This is a genomic window from Pseudomonas sp. Root569, assembly GCF_001427465.1.
Lineage (GTDB): Bacteria > Pseudomonadota > Gammaproteobacteria > Pseudomonadales > Pseudomonadaceae > Aquipseudomonas > Aquipseudomonas synxantha.
The window spans coordinates 77332-92202 of sequence record NZ_LMGQ01000025.1 but is presented as its reverse complement, the minus strand read 5'-3'; the positions used below and the strand labels follow the sequence as shown (position 1 = coordinate 92202).

Sequence of the window (14871 nt, the reverse complement as noted above, 5' to 3'; positions counted from 1 at the left end):
TGGGCAAGCCCCCTCCCACATTTTTATTGCATTCCAAGTCAGGTCAGGGGCTGTAGTAACCCACCGCCACCATGAAATGCCCGGTCTTGCGCACATAAGCGTGCTTGTTTTCGACCTTGCCGGTCACCGGGTTCTTCCAGCGGTACTTGTATTCCCCCTGGTCCTGCTCGGCCATCAGCTTGAGGATCGGCTCGCCCACCGGCTTGCCATCCGGGTCCTTGATCTTGCCGAAGTCGGTATTGACCAGGCGCAGGTTGGTGCCGTGGGCCACATAACGTTGGGTATCCAGGTCGACCACAAACACATAAAGGTCATCCTGCAGGAACCCGCCCTGCAAGGAATTGATCGCCTTGAGTGTGCCGGTTTCGTCCTTCACCAGCGCATTCACCGCCTTGTTGCGCAGCGCTCGCGCCTGTTCCGGCGTGGCCCGGGGCAGGTAATAGCCCACCGCGAGGATGCGTTCGCCCACCCGCTGATAAAACACGTGCTTGTGTTCGACCTTGCCGTCATTCCAGTTCTGCCAACGATAGTCAGCCTGCTGGATGCCCTGGCCTTCGGGCACCTTGAGCGCGTCCTTGAATGACTGACGCAAATCCGGCCCGAGTATCTCGGACACGTCGCGACCGAGCAGTGCAGAGGAGGGGCCGCCACTGGCGAGCAGTACTCCCCGGGTATCGACCACAAACACATAGCGGTCCTGGTCGATGAAATCACCTTGGCGGCTGAACGCGGCAAAGGCCTTGTCGCCTTGCTGGTGGTAGTACGCCAAGGCCTTTTCCAGCAGGGCCTTGGCGGCTTGGGCGTCCGCTTCCTGAGCCGGGTCGGCATGCACCTGGCTGCAACACAACAGCAGCAGCCAGGTGATTCGAAGCAGTGTGTTCATTTACCCGTCCCTCGATCTTGTTGATGTGCCAAGAGCGTAGACGGTTGCCGGGAAATCAGAAGGGTTTGGTCGGCAGGTATTTGCCGTCCAGGGTGATGACCGCACGGGAGCCGCCGTCCGGGTCTTCGACTTTCTTGATGTCCAGCTTGAAATTGATGGCGCTGATGATGCCGTCGCCAAACTGTTCATGCACCAAGGCTTTGAGGGTAGAGCCGTAGACCTGCAGCATTTCGTAGAAACGGTACATGGTCGGATCGGTCGGCACGCCGCCTGGGAAACTGCCGCGCAGAGGCACGCTTTGCAGCAGGCGGCTGGCGTCCTGGTCGAGGCCGAGTTTGTCGCACACAATGTCGGCGGCGTCCTTGGGCAATGGATGCTGGCCGAGCAGGGCGGCGGTGACGAAGGCCAGGCTCAGGCCGGTGCCGTCGGTGAGGTCCTGCCAGGACAGGTTCTTGCGCGCCTTGAGGTCGATAATGGTGTCGGCCAGGGCCAGGCGTGGGGTTTGGGCGAATTGGGATTGCAACATGGTGACGTCCTCTTGGTTTAAGTCAGGTTCAGGCGGCGTGGGCACAGGTGGCTGGATGGTCGAGCAGGGAGACGAAGCGCCCGGTGTGCCCGTCCAAAGCGTCGATGCCGCCGGTTTCGATGTCGTAGACCCAGCCATGCAGGTTCATCCGGCCTTGTTCCAGGGCCAGGGCGACGCTGGGGTGAGTCTTGAGGTTAGCCAATTGGGCGATTACGTTTTCGCGCACCAATGCATCCAGGCGTGCAGCGTCCGAGACGTGCTGGCGTGAAGCGTTGATCACCTTGGCCGACTCGGCATGGCGCAACCAGTTGGCCACGGCTGGCAAATGGTCCAGGCATGTGCAGGTGGAAATCGCGGTCATTGCGCCGCAGTCCGAATGCCCGCAAATCACAATGTCGCGGACCCCGAGTACCGCCACGGCATATTCGACCGTGGCCGACACGCCGCCCGGCTCCGGGCCGTAGGACGGCACTATGTTGCCGGCATTGCGAATGACGAACAGATCGCCGGGCTCCTGCTGGGTCAAAAGCTCCGGGACTACGCGGCTGTCAGAGCAGGACACAAACAAGGTGCCTGGGTTTTGCGTGGTCGCCAGGTGTTTGAACAGGTCGCTGCGCTGGGTAAAGGCTTCACCCTGGAATTTGCGAAAGCCGTCGATGAGATGCTGCATGGTGGTTCTCCTTGCGTCGCTGATGGGGCAAGGATGGAAGTTTTCAGTTATAGCGTCCAAGACCGGTTTATTATGCTTACTATAAGTTGTGCCTATAGTTGGAGCATTGTCGATGCTGTTGCGCCATATCCGTTATTTGCTGGCCGTTGCCGAGCACCGTAACTTCACCCGTGCCGCCGAAGCGTTGCACGTGTCGCAGCCGACCCTGTCGCAGCAGATCAAGCAGTTGGAAGAGACCCTGGGGGCGCCGCTGCTGGACCGCTCCGGGCGCAGCATCAGCCTGACCGATGCCGGGCAAGCCTATGTGCGTTTTGCCCGGCTGGCCTTGCAGGACCTGCAGGCCGGCAGCCGCGCCATACACGATGTACAGGACTTCAGCCGAGGGCATTTGCGCCTGGCCATGACACCGACCTTTACCGCCTACCTGATCGGCCCGCTGCTGGCACGGTTCAATGCGCTCTATCCGGGCATTACCCTGAGCATCGAGGAGTTGACCCAGGACCGTATCGAAGCGGCACTGGGCGAAGACTTGCTGGATATCGGCATTGGTTTTACTGGCGAGCATGGGCCGGACATCGAGTGCGAGGCGTTGTTTGTCGAAGAACTGAGTGTGGTCGTGGGTGCCACTCATCCCCAACTGAACCGCCTGGACTGGCTCGAGCAGCCGCTGGTGCTACTCAATACGGGATTCGCCACCCGCCGCTACATCGATGATTACTGCCGTCAGCAAGGGGTTAAACCGTGCATCGCCATGGAGGCCAACTCCATCAGTGCCATTATCGAGATCGTGCTCAGCACGCCGCTGGCAACCATCCTGCCGCGAGCACTGGCCCAGGCGCAGGCAGGCCTGCATGACGTGGCCGTCGACCCACCGCTGCCGCGGCGTACTGCCGCGCTTTTGAGCCGCAAAGGCGCCTACCGCAGCGCCGCGTGCAGGGCGTTCGTTGAGTTGATAATGGCGCCAAGTGGCTGGGCAAGCGCGATTGCCCTGGTGTAAGACAACCAAAATGTGGGAGGGGGCTTGCTCCCGATAGCGGTGTGTCAGTCAAAAATATTCTGACTGATCCACCGCAATCGGGAGCAAGCCCCCTCCCACACTTTGACCGCGGTGTACCGGTTGGGTCGCCATCAAGGCGCGGCCAGCCACTGGCTGACAATGCCCGCATACGCGCCAGTCGCCACGCTCAGGTGTAGCCACTGATCCACATAACTCTTCCAGGCCACATCGTCCCGAGGCAGCAGGAAGGCTTTTTCACTGTATTGCATTGGCTGCTCCGGGTTGACCGCACACAAACCAGGCTTGAGCTTCTGCTGGTAGCGCGCCTCGCTGGCGTCGGTGATCATCACGTCGGCGTTGCCTGCCAGCAATTGGTCAAAAATCGTCACATTGTCATGCAGGCGAATCTGCGTTTTGGCCAGGTGGGCGCGGGCAAACACTTCGTTAGTGCCGCCTGCCGGCTCGATCACTCGCACCTGGGGCTGATTGATCTGTTCGACTGTCTGGTAGCGCTGCACGTCGGCGCAGCGCACCAGCGGGATCTTGCCGTCGACTCCGAGGGACTGGCTGAAGAAGGCCTTTTTCTGGCGCTCCAGCGACACGGAAATACCGCCCACGGCGATGTCGCAACGTTGGGCAAGGAAGTCCGGCATCAGGGTTTTCCAGGTCGTAGGCACCCAGTTGACCTTGGCGTTGAGGCTCTTGGCCAGGGATTCGGCCATGGCAATGTCAATGCCTTCATAGCGGCCGTCGGTACGCAACGAGGTGTAGGGCTTGTAGTCGCCGGTGGTGCAGACGGTGAGGGTGCCGCGCTGAAGTACTTCATCCAGGCGCGAGGCGGCGGTGTCGGCCTGGGCGGTGCTTGCCAGGGTCACCAGTACACAGAGGGCTAGAGGCACTTTCATGGGAGTCGAATCCTTGGAGGCCATGCGGGGGGGGGCGGCCATTATTTCCAGCAGAGCGCCAAGGTAGCAAGGGGCGGCGAATGTTTGGCCGCATTGCAACAAAACGTTATAGAACCTGGATCTAACTCGCGATCAACGCGTGCTAAGGTGCCGGGCATCTACCTCAATGTGATTTGCGCATGGACGGTTCTTCCCCTCATCCCGTGACATTGCCCGTGCCCGGCCGGGCCGATATTGAGGCGCTACCCTCCGAACTGGCCTTCTGGGCCTTGTTTCACTGCCGACACGCACGCCCACCCGATACCGTTTTCCTACGTTGATCTATCCCATGGATGACGCGCTCCTGTGCGCATCTGCCTGACCCAAACGTATGAGAAGCCCCCATGAGTGTTTTTGCCAGCCTGCACGAAGCCCAGGCGTTCCTTGAACAGAACCCGGACATCGAGCTGTTCGAGCTGTTTATCCTCGACAACAACGGCGTACCACGCGGCAAGCTGCTGCACCGCGACGAGCTGCTGGCGGTGTACGAAAGTGGTCGGCCATTGCCCAGCACCATCCTTGGCCTGACCATTAACGGCGATGACGTTGAGAACTCCGGGCTGGTGTGGGAAGTAGGCGATATCGATTGCCGTGCGTACCCGATCAGCGGCAGTTTGCAGCGTATGCCCTGGCGCTTGATCCCAACCGCTGCGGTGCAAGTCAGCATGCACCCCACCGAAGGCTTACCCGCCACCGTCGCCGACCCCCGGCACTTGCTGGCCAAGGTCATCGATGCGCTCAAGGCCGACGGTTATTACCCAGTGATGGCCGCGGAACTGGAGTTCTACCTGCTCGACCAGAAGCCCGACAGCAACGGTCGCCCGCAACCGGCGCGGGACGCGGACGGCAAGCGTCCACGTTCGACCCAGGTCTACGGCCTGCGCGAACTGGAGCAGATCGAGCCGTTTCTCGCCGACCTCTATAGCGCCTGCAAACTGCAAGGTATCCCGGCGCGCACGGCGATCTCCGAATACGCTCCGGGCCAGGTTGAAATCACCCTCGAGCATCGCACTGACGCGTTGCAGGCGATGGACGAGGCGGTGCGTTACAAACGCCTGGTCAAGGGCGTGGCCCACAAGCATGGGATGACGGCGTGTTTCATGGCCAAGCCATTCGATGACCTGGCCGGCACCGGCATGCATATGCATGTCAGCCTGGCCGATGCCCAGGGCCGTAACCTGTTCGCCAGCGAGGCGGCTGATGGCACGCCGCTGTTGCGCCAGGCGGTGGGCGGCATGCTCGACACCTTGCTCGATTCGTTGCTGATGTTCTGCCCTAACGCCAACTCTTATCGGCGCTTCCAGACCAACAGCTACGCGCCGCTGGCCGCCACCTGGGGCGTGGACAACCGCACCGTCAGCCTGCGCGTGCCCGGCGGCCCGGCCCATTCCCGGCATATCGAGCATCGCATTTGCGGGGCGGATGCCAATCCTTACCTGGCGGCCGCTGCGATTCTTGCCGGCATCCACCGCGGCATCCGCGAACAGCGCGACCCCGGTGCCCCGGTGGAAGGCAACGGCTACGCCCAGGCCAAGGAGTTGTTGCCTACCGATTGGCTGACCACCCTGCGTGCCCTTGAGGGGTCAAGTTGGGCACGGGATGCGTTCGGCAGTGAATTCCTCGGCGTCTATCTGGCGGTGAAACGCGAAGAATACCGCCAGTTCATGGGCGAGGTGGGGGAGCAGGATTGGCGTTGGTACCTGCACCAGGCGTGACCGATTCACGGTAGTGAAGCTTTCGACCTTTTTTTCACGTTGCGGTAGTTAAGCTGTGGATCAAGGTCGTTCACTACCGTTCTATCCACATGAGCCCGCGATGTCGCCACAACCCCCATCCCCCATTGAGATCGAATTCGCTGAGCGCTGTGGCCGTGAGCACGCCAGGGTCTGCGGTGACCCGCGCCCACCTCGGCTGCTGCAGCGCCTGGCGGCGTGGCGGAATACGCGGCTGGTACGCCATGCATTGAAGGTGGCCGGCGAGCCGGGGCTTATCCTTGACCTGGCGTGTGGTTCGGGGCGTTTCTGGCCGGTGTTGGCTGAGCACGTCAACCGGGTGATCCTGGCCTCGGACCACTCACAGGCCATGCTCGATCACGCTCGTACCCATCATCCTGGGGCGCTACTTAAGCGCGTCAAGACATTCCAGGGCTCGGCGTTTTCCATTGGCCTATCGGCGAATGCGGTGGACTGCATTTTCTGCCTGGAATTGTTTCGTCATGTGCCCGGCAGCGATGTGCGATTAATGTTGTTACGCGAGTTTCATCGCGTCAGCCGCGACACGGTCATTGTCGCTGTAGGCGCAGGAACACCGGTGCAGGACGAATTTCGTCAAGCAGGCTTCAAGATTCTGAATTATCAGGAGTTCCTACCGGGCTCCAGACTGTGGTGCGTCTACGTTCTGCGTAAGAGATGATAACTTTCATTTGTCGGACTATTCTTCGCCTACTGTCGGAGTTTTCATGATGCTGTGTGCACTACGGATGCTCGCAAGTCCCTTTCGCGATATATACTGCGCGCCATTCTTCAAGGGAGAGCCGTGTGGCCATCGATATTCACTGGATCTGCGACAACGATAGCCTCGGCCAGCATTGCGCCGAATGGCAGCAGTTGCCATTCGTCGCCCTCGACACCGAATTCATGCGGGTCGACACCTTTTATCCTATTGCCGGGCTGATCCAGATCGGTGATGGCATCCGCGCTTACCTGATCGATCCACTGACCATCGATAATTGGCAACCCTTGGCCGCCTTGCTGGAAAACTCAGGCGTGATCAAGGTGGTGCACGCCTGCAGCGAAGACCTGGAAGTACTGCTGCGCCTGACCGGCAGCCTGCCGGTGCCGTTATTCGACACCCAGTTGGCAGCGGCTTATCTCAATCTTGGTTTCTCCATGGGCTACTCACGCCTGGTACAGGCCGTGCTGGACATCGAGCTGCCCAAGGGCGAAACCCGCTCCGACTGGCTGCAGCGCCCATTGTCCGAGACGCAGGTCAGCTACGCCGCCGAAGACGCGGTGCACCTGGCCGAGGTGTATATCCGCCTGCGCCCGCAACTATCGGATGACAAGTACGCCTGGGTACTGGAAGACGGTGCCGAACTGGTGGCCAACCTGCGTCGTGAGATCGACCCGTACGAGGTCTACCGCGATGCCAAGCTGGCATGGAAACTTTCCCGGGCCCAACTCGCCGTGCTGCGTGAGCTATGCGCCTGGCGCGAGCAGCAGGCCCGTGCCCGCGACCTGCCGCGCAACCGCATCATTCGCGAACACTCGTTGTGGCCGCTGGCCAAATCCCAGCCGGATAACCTGGCGGCGCTGGGCAAGATCGAAGACATGCACCCGCGCACCGTGCGCCAGGACGGCCAGTTCCTGCTGGACCTGATCAAGCGAGCCGGCAGCGTGCCGATGGACCAATGGCCTCCCGCCGTCGCCGAGCCTTTGCCGGTGGACGCAGCCACGCTGATCAAGCAACTGCGCGCCCTGGGCCAGACGTTCGCCGAACGCCTGGACATGGCGCCGGAACTGATGCTGCGCAAGAAAACCCTCGAAGCCCTGGTTAAAAGCGGCTACCCCGATGGGCCTTATCAATTGCCAGACTCGCTGCGTGGCTGGCGTCGCGAGTTGATGGGCCAAGCGCTGCTCGACAGCCTGGCCACTGCCGGAGAACAGCCTTGAAACGTATTTGCTCCATCTATCGCAGCAAGAAAAAAGACGGCATGTACCTCTATGTGCTCAAAAGCGACGCCCTGGAACGCGTGCCAGAACCCTTGATGGACGCTTTCGGCAAGGCGCACCACGCCTTCGACATGGTGCTGACGCCGGAGCGCAAGCTGTCCCGCGAAGACATCACGGTGGTGCTGGAAAACCTCGACAAGCAGGGTTACCACCTGCAAATGCCGCCGGCCGAGGATGAGTACATCGAGCACTTGCCCGAAGAGCTGCTGCGCCGCAACGACCCGATGTGATCGATCAGTGCCCGCATCAGGGCACAGGCTTTAATGGAATCGTATTAGAGGACGGTGGCCGTAAGGATGCGGGCGGCCGTCTGCACTGTTTTTGAAAGGTTTGAACCATGCGTGTTCTGATTGCTGAACAGGATCACCCGCTCTACGCCCAATTGCTCAAGGAAGCGGCCCCAGACCTTGAAGTGCTGACCAGCGGCGATTCTGCCGAACTCTCGCGGCTGGCCGCCGATTGCCCGGTATGGCTGGGCCAGCCGGATCTGCTGGCGACCCTGTTGCGCCAGGGCCATCACCCGCAGTGGCTGCAATCGACCTGGGCCGGTATTACGCCGCTGCTGGCCGATGGCTTGCCCCGCGACTATCGCCTGACCCGTGCGGTGGGGATTTATGGCCAGGTCATGGCCGAGTTCGTCCTCACCTACATGCTGGGCCACGAGCGCGAAGTGCTGGCGCGCCTGGTCAGCCAGGTCGAGCGCAAGTGGGACAACCGCATGGGCCAGAGCCTGGCGGGGCGCAAGGTGCTGATTGTCGGCACCGGCGATATTGGCCAGAGCGTCGCCGATTTCCTCGTGCCGTTTGGTGTCACGCTGTACGGCATCGCCAGTGCGGCGCGGGAACAGGCACCGTTTATCGAAGTGGCCGGGCTCGACCAGTTGGGCCGCTTGGTGGGAGAGGTCGATTACGTGATCAACCTGCTGCCCAATACGCCCGAAACCCATGACCTGTACGACTGTGCACTGTTCAAGCAATTCAAGTCCACTGCGCTGTTTATCAACGTCGGGCGCGGCGTGGCGGTGGTGGATGCCGATCTGGTTGAAGCCCTGAAAGAAGGGCACCTGGCCGGCGCGGTGATCGACGTGTGCCGTCAGGAGCCGCTGCCGCAGCGCCACCCGTTTTGGACTGCGTGGGGTTTGCTGTTGACCGGGCACAGCTCGGCGCCGACCTCGCCGTCGATGATGGTGGCGTTGTTTGTGCAAAACGTGCGCGCCTACCAGGCCAAGCAAGCGTTGCGTGGGGAAGTGGATTTCGACCGGGGCTACTGATCCTTGGCCATGCATCAATCTAAAATGTGGGAGGGGGCTTGCTCCCGATAGCAGTATGTCTGTCAGCACATTTCTAACTGACCCACCGCTATCGGGAGCAAGCCCCCTCCCACATTGGAGTTGCACTAGGCTTACAGGCTGAAGTCGCCCTCAGACACCAGTTCAGTCAACGGCTTGCGCGGGCTCGGCGCTTCACGGCCCTGCAGATACTCCGGCAAGCTCGACTTGTCACCCAGCTTGCCCACGGCCACGGCCGCATGCAACGCGTACCCTTGTGGAATCTTCAGCTCCTTGCGGGTCAGCTCCTGATCGAAACCGGCCATGCCATGGGTATGCCAGCCGCTTAGGCTGGCTTGCAGCGCCAGATGGCCCCAGGCCGAGCCGGTGTCGAAGGTGTGCCACAGCGCTGGGGTTTCTTCCGTGGCGCCTGGAGCCATGAAGTCGGTTTTCGAGGCAATGATCACCAGGGCCGATGCATGCTGCGCCCAATTGCGATTGAATTCATTCAGCAGGCCCAGGAAACGCTCCCAGTCCGGGGTGTCCCGACGCGCATAGAGAAATCGCCACGGCTGCGAGTTGTAGGCCGATGGTGCCCAGCGTGCGGCTTCGAAGAAACTCAGCAGGGTCTCTTTCGGGATGCTTTCGCCGGTAAAGGCGCGGGGCGACCAGCGTTCTGTGAATTGGGTGTGGATCGGGTAATCGGCAACGCGTGTCATGGGCTGTTCCTGATCGTCAATTCGGTGCTCAAAACTACTGCGGGCTCAGTAGTCTGACAAGTGTTGCTACACCGTCAGTCGTAAGCGCTTGGCCCCAGCGGGCTTGGGCACTAGACTGGCGGCCTTTTCAGCTTCCGATACTGATGTAGAGCCATGGCCGCCAAAGTCGAACCTTTCTGGATACGCAAAACCCTTGAACAGCTCGACCAGGAGGAGTGGGAGTCGTTGTGCGATGGCTGTGGCCTGTGCTGCCTGCAAAAGCTTGAGGATGAAGACGACAACAGCGTTTACTACACGCGTATCGCCTGCAAACTGCTCGACCTGAAAACCTGTCAGTGCACGGATTATCCCAACCGCCGGGCCACGGTGCCGGACTGCATCCAGCTCACCCCGGGCCAGGCCGACCAATTCAAATGGTTGCCGCCGACCTGCGGCTACCGGCTGGTCAGCGAGCGCAAGGACTTGCCGCTTTGGCACCACTTGGTGTGTGGCGACCGTGACGCGGTGCACCACGAACGCATTTCCCAGTCCGGGCGCATGCTCAGCGAAGGCAACGTGCCCGAGGACGACTGGGAGGACTACCTGATCTTCCGCGCAGGTTGAACTAAGGAGTGTGTATGAAGGCGGCAGCCAAGTTAGCCGCGGGCCTGGTATTACTGGCGCTGAGCGGGCCGGGCTGGTGCGCGAAGAAAGTCGACCTGGACTATCACGTCAAGCTGCTGCCCCAGAGCGATCAGGCGCAGGTGCGCGTCAGCCTGTCCCAAGGCTCGGCGGTGCGTAGCCTGGACTTCGACCTGGGCCGCGAGGGTGACTACAGCGACTTCAAGGCCGACGGCCAATGGCAGATCACGGGCAGCCGTGGCCTGTGGCAACCCAGCGCCGACAAGGCCAGCCTGACCTACAAAGTACGCCTGAGCCATACGCTCAAGCCGGGCGTCTATGACACACGGGTCACGCCGAGTTGGGCGTTACTGCGCGGTGAAGACCTGGTGCCGGCTGCGCGTCTCGATCAGCAAGATGGCATTGAGTTGGTCTCGCGCCTGGCGTTCGAGTTGCCCACGGGCTGGAAGAGTATCGAAACCGCCTGGCCGCGCATTGGCAAGCATAAATTCCGCATTGATAACGTGTCCCGCCTGTTCGACCGGCCCACCGGCTGGATGCTCGCCGGTAACCTCGGCAGCCGCCGCCTGCGCCTGGGCGAAACCGAAATCACGGTGGCCTCGCCCAGAGGGCAGGGCATGCGCCGCATGGACGTGCTCACGCTGCTGACGTTTGTCTGGCCCCAGGTGGAGGCCGCATTCCCGCGCCATCCCGGCAAATTGTTGATCGTCGGCGCCAGTGACCCGATGCGCCGTGGCGCCTATTCATTGCGCGATTCGATCTACCTCAACAGCCGTACGCCATTGGTCAGCGAAAACGGCAGCAGCCCGTTGCTGCGCGAAGTGGTGCAGGCTATCGGGCGCTTTAACGACCATGACAGCAGTGACTGGATCAGTGAGGGCTTGGGGGAATATTACGCGGTTGAGCTGATGCGGCGCGCCGGAGGCATCACCGATGAACGTTATGCGGCGATCCAGGCGCGGCTGGCCAAAGACAGCAAGGCGGTTACTACCCTGAGGGGCGAGCAAATCGGCAGCGCCGGTGTAGCGCGGGCAGTGCTGGTGTTGCAGGATCTGGACCGGGAGATCCGTGTGAAGACCCACAATAAACGCTCCCTGGATGACCTGGCGCAGGCAGTGATGCGGGTTAACAGCATTGATACCAAGGAATTTGTGCAACTGGCTGAAAGTGTGATCGGCGAGTCTTCAGTTATTCTGGACAGCAAACTACTGCGCTGATCCCAAGCCATGTGCAGTTCAAAATGTGGGAGGGGCAAGCCCCCTCCCACATTTGATCTGTGCGGTCTTAAAGCCTGGATCAGGCTTGGGGTTTTACAGCCTTTTCAGCCGCCACTTCGGCCTTGGTCTTCAAGTTCTTCAACTCTTCCCCGGCGCGCTCGATCTTGGTACGTACGCTGTTCATTTCCTGACGGCCCTGCTCCAGCTTGTCCTTGAGCGAACTGTGCCCGGTAAAGCCACGGGCCAGGGCCACGCCGCCAATCGCCACCTGGATCAACCCGAAAATCCCACCCCGGCGCAGGCCTTTGCCGACCATCATCACGCCGCCCGCCACCGAGCCGATGCGTTCCCAGCCATGCACGTTCTGGGTCTGCTGAGCCTTCAACGGCGCGGCTTCGATGATAGGTTGTAAGATTTTGCTGTCGCTCATTATCTGTCTCCAACAAGGGCAAGTGTAACTAGCTGACTGCGCGCAGGTGCCGGATGTTCCCGGAAAGTCAGTACTTGGGCCCCGAACGGGTGTTGTTGCCCTTGGCCAGGCGGTCGTAGAGCACCACATTGACCGTGGCCGCCAGGTTCATGCAGCCGGTGGTGGGGATGTAGATCACGTCTTCGCACCAGTCGCGGATCTCCTTGTCCAGGGAGCCGTCTTCGGGGCCGAAGATATACAGAGCACGGTCGGGGTGGGTGTATTCAGGCAGCGGGCGGGCGCCTTCCACCAGTTCCACGGCGACCGGGATGCAGCCCAGGGGCAGGATCTTTTTCAGGTCGTCGATGCCGATCAGCGGAATGTCGTGGTGGACCTTTTTGGTGTCGGTGATGAAATCCCGGGCGCGCTCGTAACGTACGCCCGTGTAGAACACCGAGGCCACGCCATAGCAGCCGGCGGCACGCATTACCGAGCCGACGTTTTCGGGGGATTTGGGGTTATACAGACCGATGCAGCTGTAGCGTTTATTGCCCACGGGGAAGGGTGCCTTGGAGAAAAACGGCGATTATACGGCCTGGGGGTATGCAGTGCTTGGGCGATCGTCACCGCGGGCAAGCCCGGCTCCCACAGGGGAATGCATTCCAAATGTGGGAGCTGGCTTGCCTGCGATGAGGCCAGTACAGACAAGGACGATCTTCAGTCGTCTTTCTTCATCAACCCCGCCAACGCCGCAAACGGATTATGCGTCGCCTTGGCAATGCTCGGGCTGCTGGTGGAGCCTTCGCCGAAGTACTGCTGGTCGGTGTAGCGCGAATGTTCGTTGTCGTGGCAATACAGGCACAGCAACTCCCAGTTGGAGCCGTCCTGGGGATTGTCATCATGGTTGTGGTTACGGTGGTGTACGGTCAGCTCACTCAGGCGCTTGCCGGCGAATTCACGGGCGCAACGGCCGCAGACGTGGGGGTACATCTTCAAGGCTTTGTCGCGATAGCCCATTTCGCGGTCGCGCTGGGCATCGGCGAGGATGCGGTCCAGCTTGGCGGTGTGGGAGGGCGGGTTGGTCGAGCTCATCATGGCTCCTGGCTATTTGATGGTTCACGGATAAGGTGGATTCTAGCCGCTTGCGCGGTAAATGACCGCTAGGATTGCTTCACTGACTGATAAGGAATGGAAATTCATGCGTCTGCATTCATGGACTATCGGGCTCGTGCTCTGTGCCCTTACCGGCCAAGCCCAGGCGTTTTCGACGCCACAACCGGGGCAGGTGATCGAGGTTGCCCTGGAACAACTGCACCCGACCCAGGCCGTGGTGGGCTTCGACCAGATTTACTACAGCCTGGGGCTGTTCGCCGACAAGCCCGCCAAGGCTTTCGACGAATACTGCGAAACCAACGGCCAGGGCGAGGCCGACCAGGTGCCTAAGACCGCCGAACTGCTGCGGCCCGCCAGCTTCACCTGCAAGCGTGCGGTGGGCACTTATCCCGATGAGATGAAAACCGTGGTGGTCGGCCCCGGCGGCCAGCTGTACCTGACCGATGGTCATCACAGTTTCACCACCCTATGGGAGACCCCTGGCGCCGGCCCGCGTTTGAAAATGTGGGTCAAGGTCACCGACGATTTCAGCAGCAGCCCAAACCTTGCCACCTTCTGGCAACGCATGGAGGCTGCGCGCAAGGTCTGGCTCAAGGACAACCGGGGCCAGACGCTGCCACCTGCGCAATTGCCAGCGCACCTGGGCTTCAAGAACCTGCAGGACGACACGTTCCGCAGCTTGGTGTATTTCACCCGCAAGGCCGCCTATGGCAAGCCAACCGACGGTGCGATTGCGCCGGAATTCCTCGAGTTCTACTGGGGTAACTGGCTGCGCACGCAAATTGACCTGGGCAGCTACAACCTGAATAAGAAAGGCGGGTACAAGGACGCCATTGAAGCTGTGGCCCAACGCATAGTCAGCCTGGCGCCGGGATCGAAGGTGGGCGACAGCGGTTTCACGGCCCGGCAATTGGGTGGTATGACCCAGCTGGATCACAGGGAGCTGGAAAAGACTTTCGATAAAAAACTGCCATATGTGATCGAGTACCGCAAATCCAGAGACTGAAGCAGTACCAAATGTGGGAGGGAGCTCAGCCCTTCAGCTTTTCCGCAATCCAGATGGTATGCCGCGTACCCTTGTTGCCATGGGCAAACACCTGGACTTCCTCAGCCTTGAAGCCGGCCTTGCGCAGTTTGTCGCTGAACAGCTTATCGGCGCTCGCCGACCACACGGCCAGTACGCCCTTGGGGCGCAGGGCCTTGGCGCACGCGGCCAGGCCACCGGCGGAATACAACCAGCTATTGGCCTTTTGCGTCAGACCCTCGGGGCCGTTGTCGACGTCGAGCATGATTGCGTCGAAGCCCTGGGGCTCGGCCTGCAGCACCTTGGCCACGTCTTCCAGGCGGATCACCGTGCGTGGGTCCAGCAGCGGGCGCCCGGACTTTTCCCCCAGCGCCCCACGGTTCCACTCCACAACGCCGGGCACCAACTCCGCGACCACCACTTCGGCGCTCTTGCCCAAATGCTTGAGCGCTGCGGCCAAGGTAAAACCCATGCCCAAGCCGCCGATCAGTACCCGTGAGCCCGGGCGGCCGGCCACCTTGCGGCAGGGGATCTCGGCCAGGGCGTCTTCGGAGCCGTGCATGCGCGTGTTCATCAGCTGGCCGCCGTCACCGCCCTGGATCTTGATGACAAAGTCCTCGCCGTATTCGAACAGGCACAAGGCACCGCCATTGTCGGGAATCGGAGTGGTGTCCAGCAGAACGAAACGTTTCATGGAAATCTCATTGGGAAGGGCATTCTTGCGCAGTTGGGAGTAGCCTTACGATATTC

At 61.0% G+C, this 14871-nt stretch carries 18 protein-coding genes; 9 read left to right on the top strand and 9 right to left on the bottom strand.

Annotation, left to right across the window (positions count from 1 at the left end):
• Positions 1 to 43: 43 nt before the first annotated feature.
• Genes ASD70_RS20765 through ASD70_RS20755 form a run of 3 tightly spaced genes read right to left on the bottom strand, consistent with a single transcriptional unit; the run spans position 44 to position 2079 of the window.
• Positions 44 to 883: a cache domain-containing protein gene (locus tag ASD70_RS20765; RefSeq protein ID WP_056847331.1), complete on the bottom strand. Its 840-nt coding sequence runs from the start codon at positions 881 to 883 to the stop codon at positions 44 to 46.
• A gap of 55 nt (positions 884 to 938) precedes the next feature.
• On the bottom strand, positions 939 to 1409 hold the full coding sequence (cynS, locus tag ASD70_RS20760) for a cyanase (protein ID WP_056847330.1): 471 nt from the start codon (positions 1407 to 1409) through the stop codon (positions 939 to 941).
• 28 nt (positions 1410 to 1437) lie between these two features.
• On the bottom strand, positions 1438 to 2079 hold the full coding sequence (locus ASD70_RS20755; protein ID WP_056847329.1) for a carbonic anhydrase: 642 nt from the start codon (positions 2077 to 2079) through the stop codon (positions 1438 to 1440).
• Positions 2080 to 2191: 112 nt separating this feature from the next.
• Between ASD70_RS20755 and cynR the strand changes: the two genes are divergently transcribed.
• Positions 2192 to 3076, top strand: a complete 885-nt coding sequence (cynR, locus tag ASD70_RS20750) for a transcriptional regulator CynR (protein ID WP_056847328.1) — start codon at positions 2192 to 2194, stop codon at positions 3074 to 3076.
• Between the two features lie 131 nt (positions 3077 to 3207).
• On the opposite strand, the gene ASD70_RS20745 is transcribed toward cynR, so the two are convergent.
• Positions 3208 to 3981 carry a transporter substrate-binding domain-containing protein gene (locus tag ASD70_RS20745; RefSeq protein ID WP_056847327.1) on the bottom strand — a complete coding sequence of 258 codons (774 nt, stop codon included), beginning with the start codon at positions 3979 to 3981 and terminating at the stop codon, positions 3208 to 3210.
• A 383-nt stretch (positions 3982 to 4364) separates the two neighbouring features.
• On the opposite strand from ASD70_RS20745, the gene ASD70_RS20740 reads away from it, so the two are divergent.
• The 5 genes from ASD70_RS20740 (at position 4365) to ASD70_RS20720 (ending at position 9021) form a co-directional block, all read left to right on the top strand.
• A complete protein-coding gene (locus ASD70_RS20740) occupies positions 4365 to 5735 on the top strand; it encodes a glutamine synthetase family protein (protein WP_056847326.1) in 1371 nt (456 codons plus the stop codon).
• A gap of 100 nt (positions 5736 to 5835) precedes the next feature.
• The gene (locus ASD70_RS20735) at positions 5836 to 6432 is read left to right on the top strand and encodes a class I SAM-dependent methyltransferase (protein WP_046071460.1); all 597 of its coding nucleotides are present in this window, start codon (positions 5836 to 5838) and stop codon (positions 6430 to 6432) included.
• A 125-nt stretch (positions 6433 to 6557) separates the two neighbouring features.
• Entirely contained in the window at positions 6558 to 7691 is a 1134-nt protein-coding gene (rnd, locus tag ASD70_RS20730) for a ribonuclease D (protein WP_056847325.1), read from the top strand.
• Positions 7688 to 7981 (top strand): YcgL domain-containing protein, encoded by a 294-nt coding sequence (locus ASD70_RS20725; RefSeq protein WP_005786089.1) that lies wholly within the window; start codon positions 7688 to 7690, stop codon positions 7979 to 7981. The genes rnd and ASD70_RS20725 overlap by 4 nt, the downstream gene beginning before the upstream one ends.
• Before the next feature lie 107 nt (positions 7982 to 8088).
• Positions 8089 to 9021: a D-2-hydroxyacid dehydrogenase gene (locus ASD70_RS20720; RefSeq protein ID WP_056847324.1), complete on the top strand. Its 933-nt coding sequence runs from the start codon at positions 8089 to 8091 to the stop codon at positions 9019 to 9021.
• A 131-nt stretch (positions 9022 to 9152) separates the two neighbouring features.
• Here the strand turns inward: ASD70_RS20720 and ASD70_RS20715 are convergent, their stop codons facing one another.
• On the bottom strand, positions 9153 to 9737 hold the full coding sequence (locus ASD70_RS20715) for a nitroreductase family protein (protein WP_056847323.1): 585 nt from the start codon (positions 9735 to 9737) through the stop codon (positions 9153 to 9155).
• 153 nt (positions 9738 to 9890) lie between these two features.
• Here ASD70_RS20715 and ASD70_RS20710 point away from each other — a divergent pair, with 153 nt between their 5' ends.
• Both ASD70_RS20710 and ASD70_RS20705 read left to right on the top strand, forming a co-directional pair.
• Entirely contained in the window at positions 9891 to 10340 is a 450-nt protein-coding gene (locus tag ASD70_RS20710; RefSeq protein WP_056847322.1) for a YcgN family cysteine cluster protein, read from the top strand.
• A 14-nt stretch (positions 10341 to 10354) separates the two neighbouring features.
• Complete coding sequence (locus ASD70_RS20705) at positions 10355 to 11575, top strand: hypothetical protein (protein WP_056847321.1); 1221 nt, start codon at positions 10355 to 10357, stop codon at positions 11573 to 11575.
• 79 nt (positions 11576 to 11654) lie between these two features.
• Here the strand turns inward: ASD70_RS20705 and ASD70_RS20700 are convergent, their stop codons facing one another.
• The 3 genes from ASD70_RS20700 to ASD70_RS20690 all read right to left on the bottom strand — a co-directional run bounded on the left by ASD70_RS20700 (position 11655) and on the right by ASD70_RS20690 (position 13076).
• Positions 11655 to 12005, bottom strand: a complete 351-nt coding sequence (locus tag ASD70_RS20700) for a YgaP family membrane protein (protein WP_056847320.1) — start codon at positions 12003 to 12005, stop codon at positions 11655 to 11657.
• A 67-nt stretch (positions 12006 to 12072) separates the two neighbouring features.
• Positions 12073 to 12540 carry an RNA methyltransferase gene (locus ASD70_RS20695; RefSeq protein WP_010212123.1) on the bottom strand — a complete coding sequence of 156 codons (468 nt, stop codon included), beginning with the start codon at positions 12538 to 12540 and terminating at the stop codon, positions 12073 to 12075.
• Positions 12541 to 12701: 161 nt separating this feature from the next.
• On the bottom strand, positions 12702 to 13076 hold the full coding sequence (locus ASD70_RS20690; RefSeq protein ID WP_005786102.1) for a YajD family HNH nuclease: 375 nt from the start codon (positions 13074 to 13076) through the stop codon (positions 12702 to 12704).
• Between the two features lie 106 nt (positions 13077 to 13182).
• Between ASD70_RS20690 and ASD70_RS20685 the strand changes: the two genes are divergently transcribed.
• The gene (locus ASD70_RS20685; RefSeq protein ID WP_056847319.1) at positions 13183 to 14103 is read left to right on the top strand and encodes a ParB/Srx family N-terminal domain-containing protein; all 921 of its coding nucleotides are present in this window, start codon (positions 13183 to 13185) and stop codon (positions 14101 to 14103) included.
• A gap of 25 nt (positions 14104 to 14128) precedes the next feature.
• Here the strand turns inward: ASD70_RS20685 and ASD70_RS20680 are convergent, their stop codons facing one another.
• The gene (locus ASD70_RS20680; RefSeq protein WP_046071468.1) at positions 14129 to 14815 is read right to left on the bottom strand and encodes a spermidine synthase; all 687 of its coding nucleotides are present in this window, start codon (positions 14813 to 14815) and stop codon (positions 14129 to 14131) included.
• Positions 14816 to 14871 lie beyond the last annotated feature (56 nt).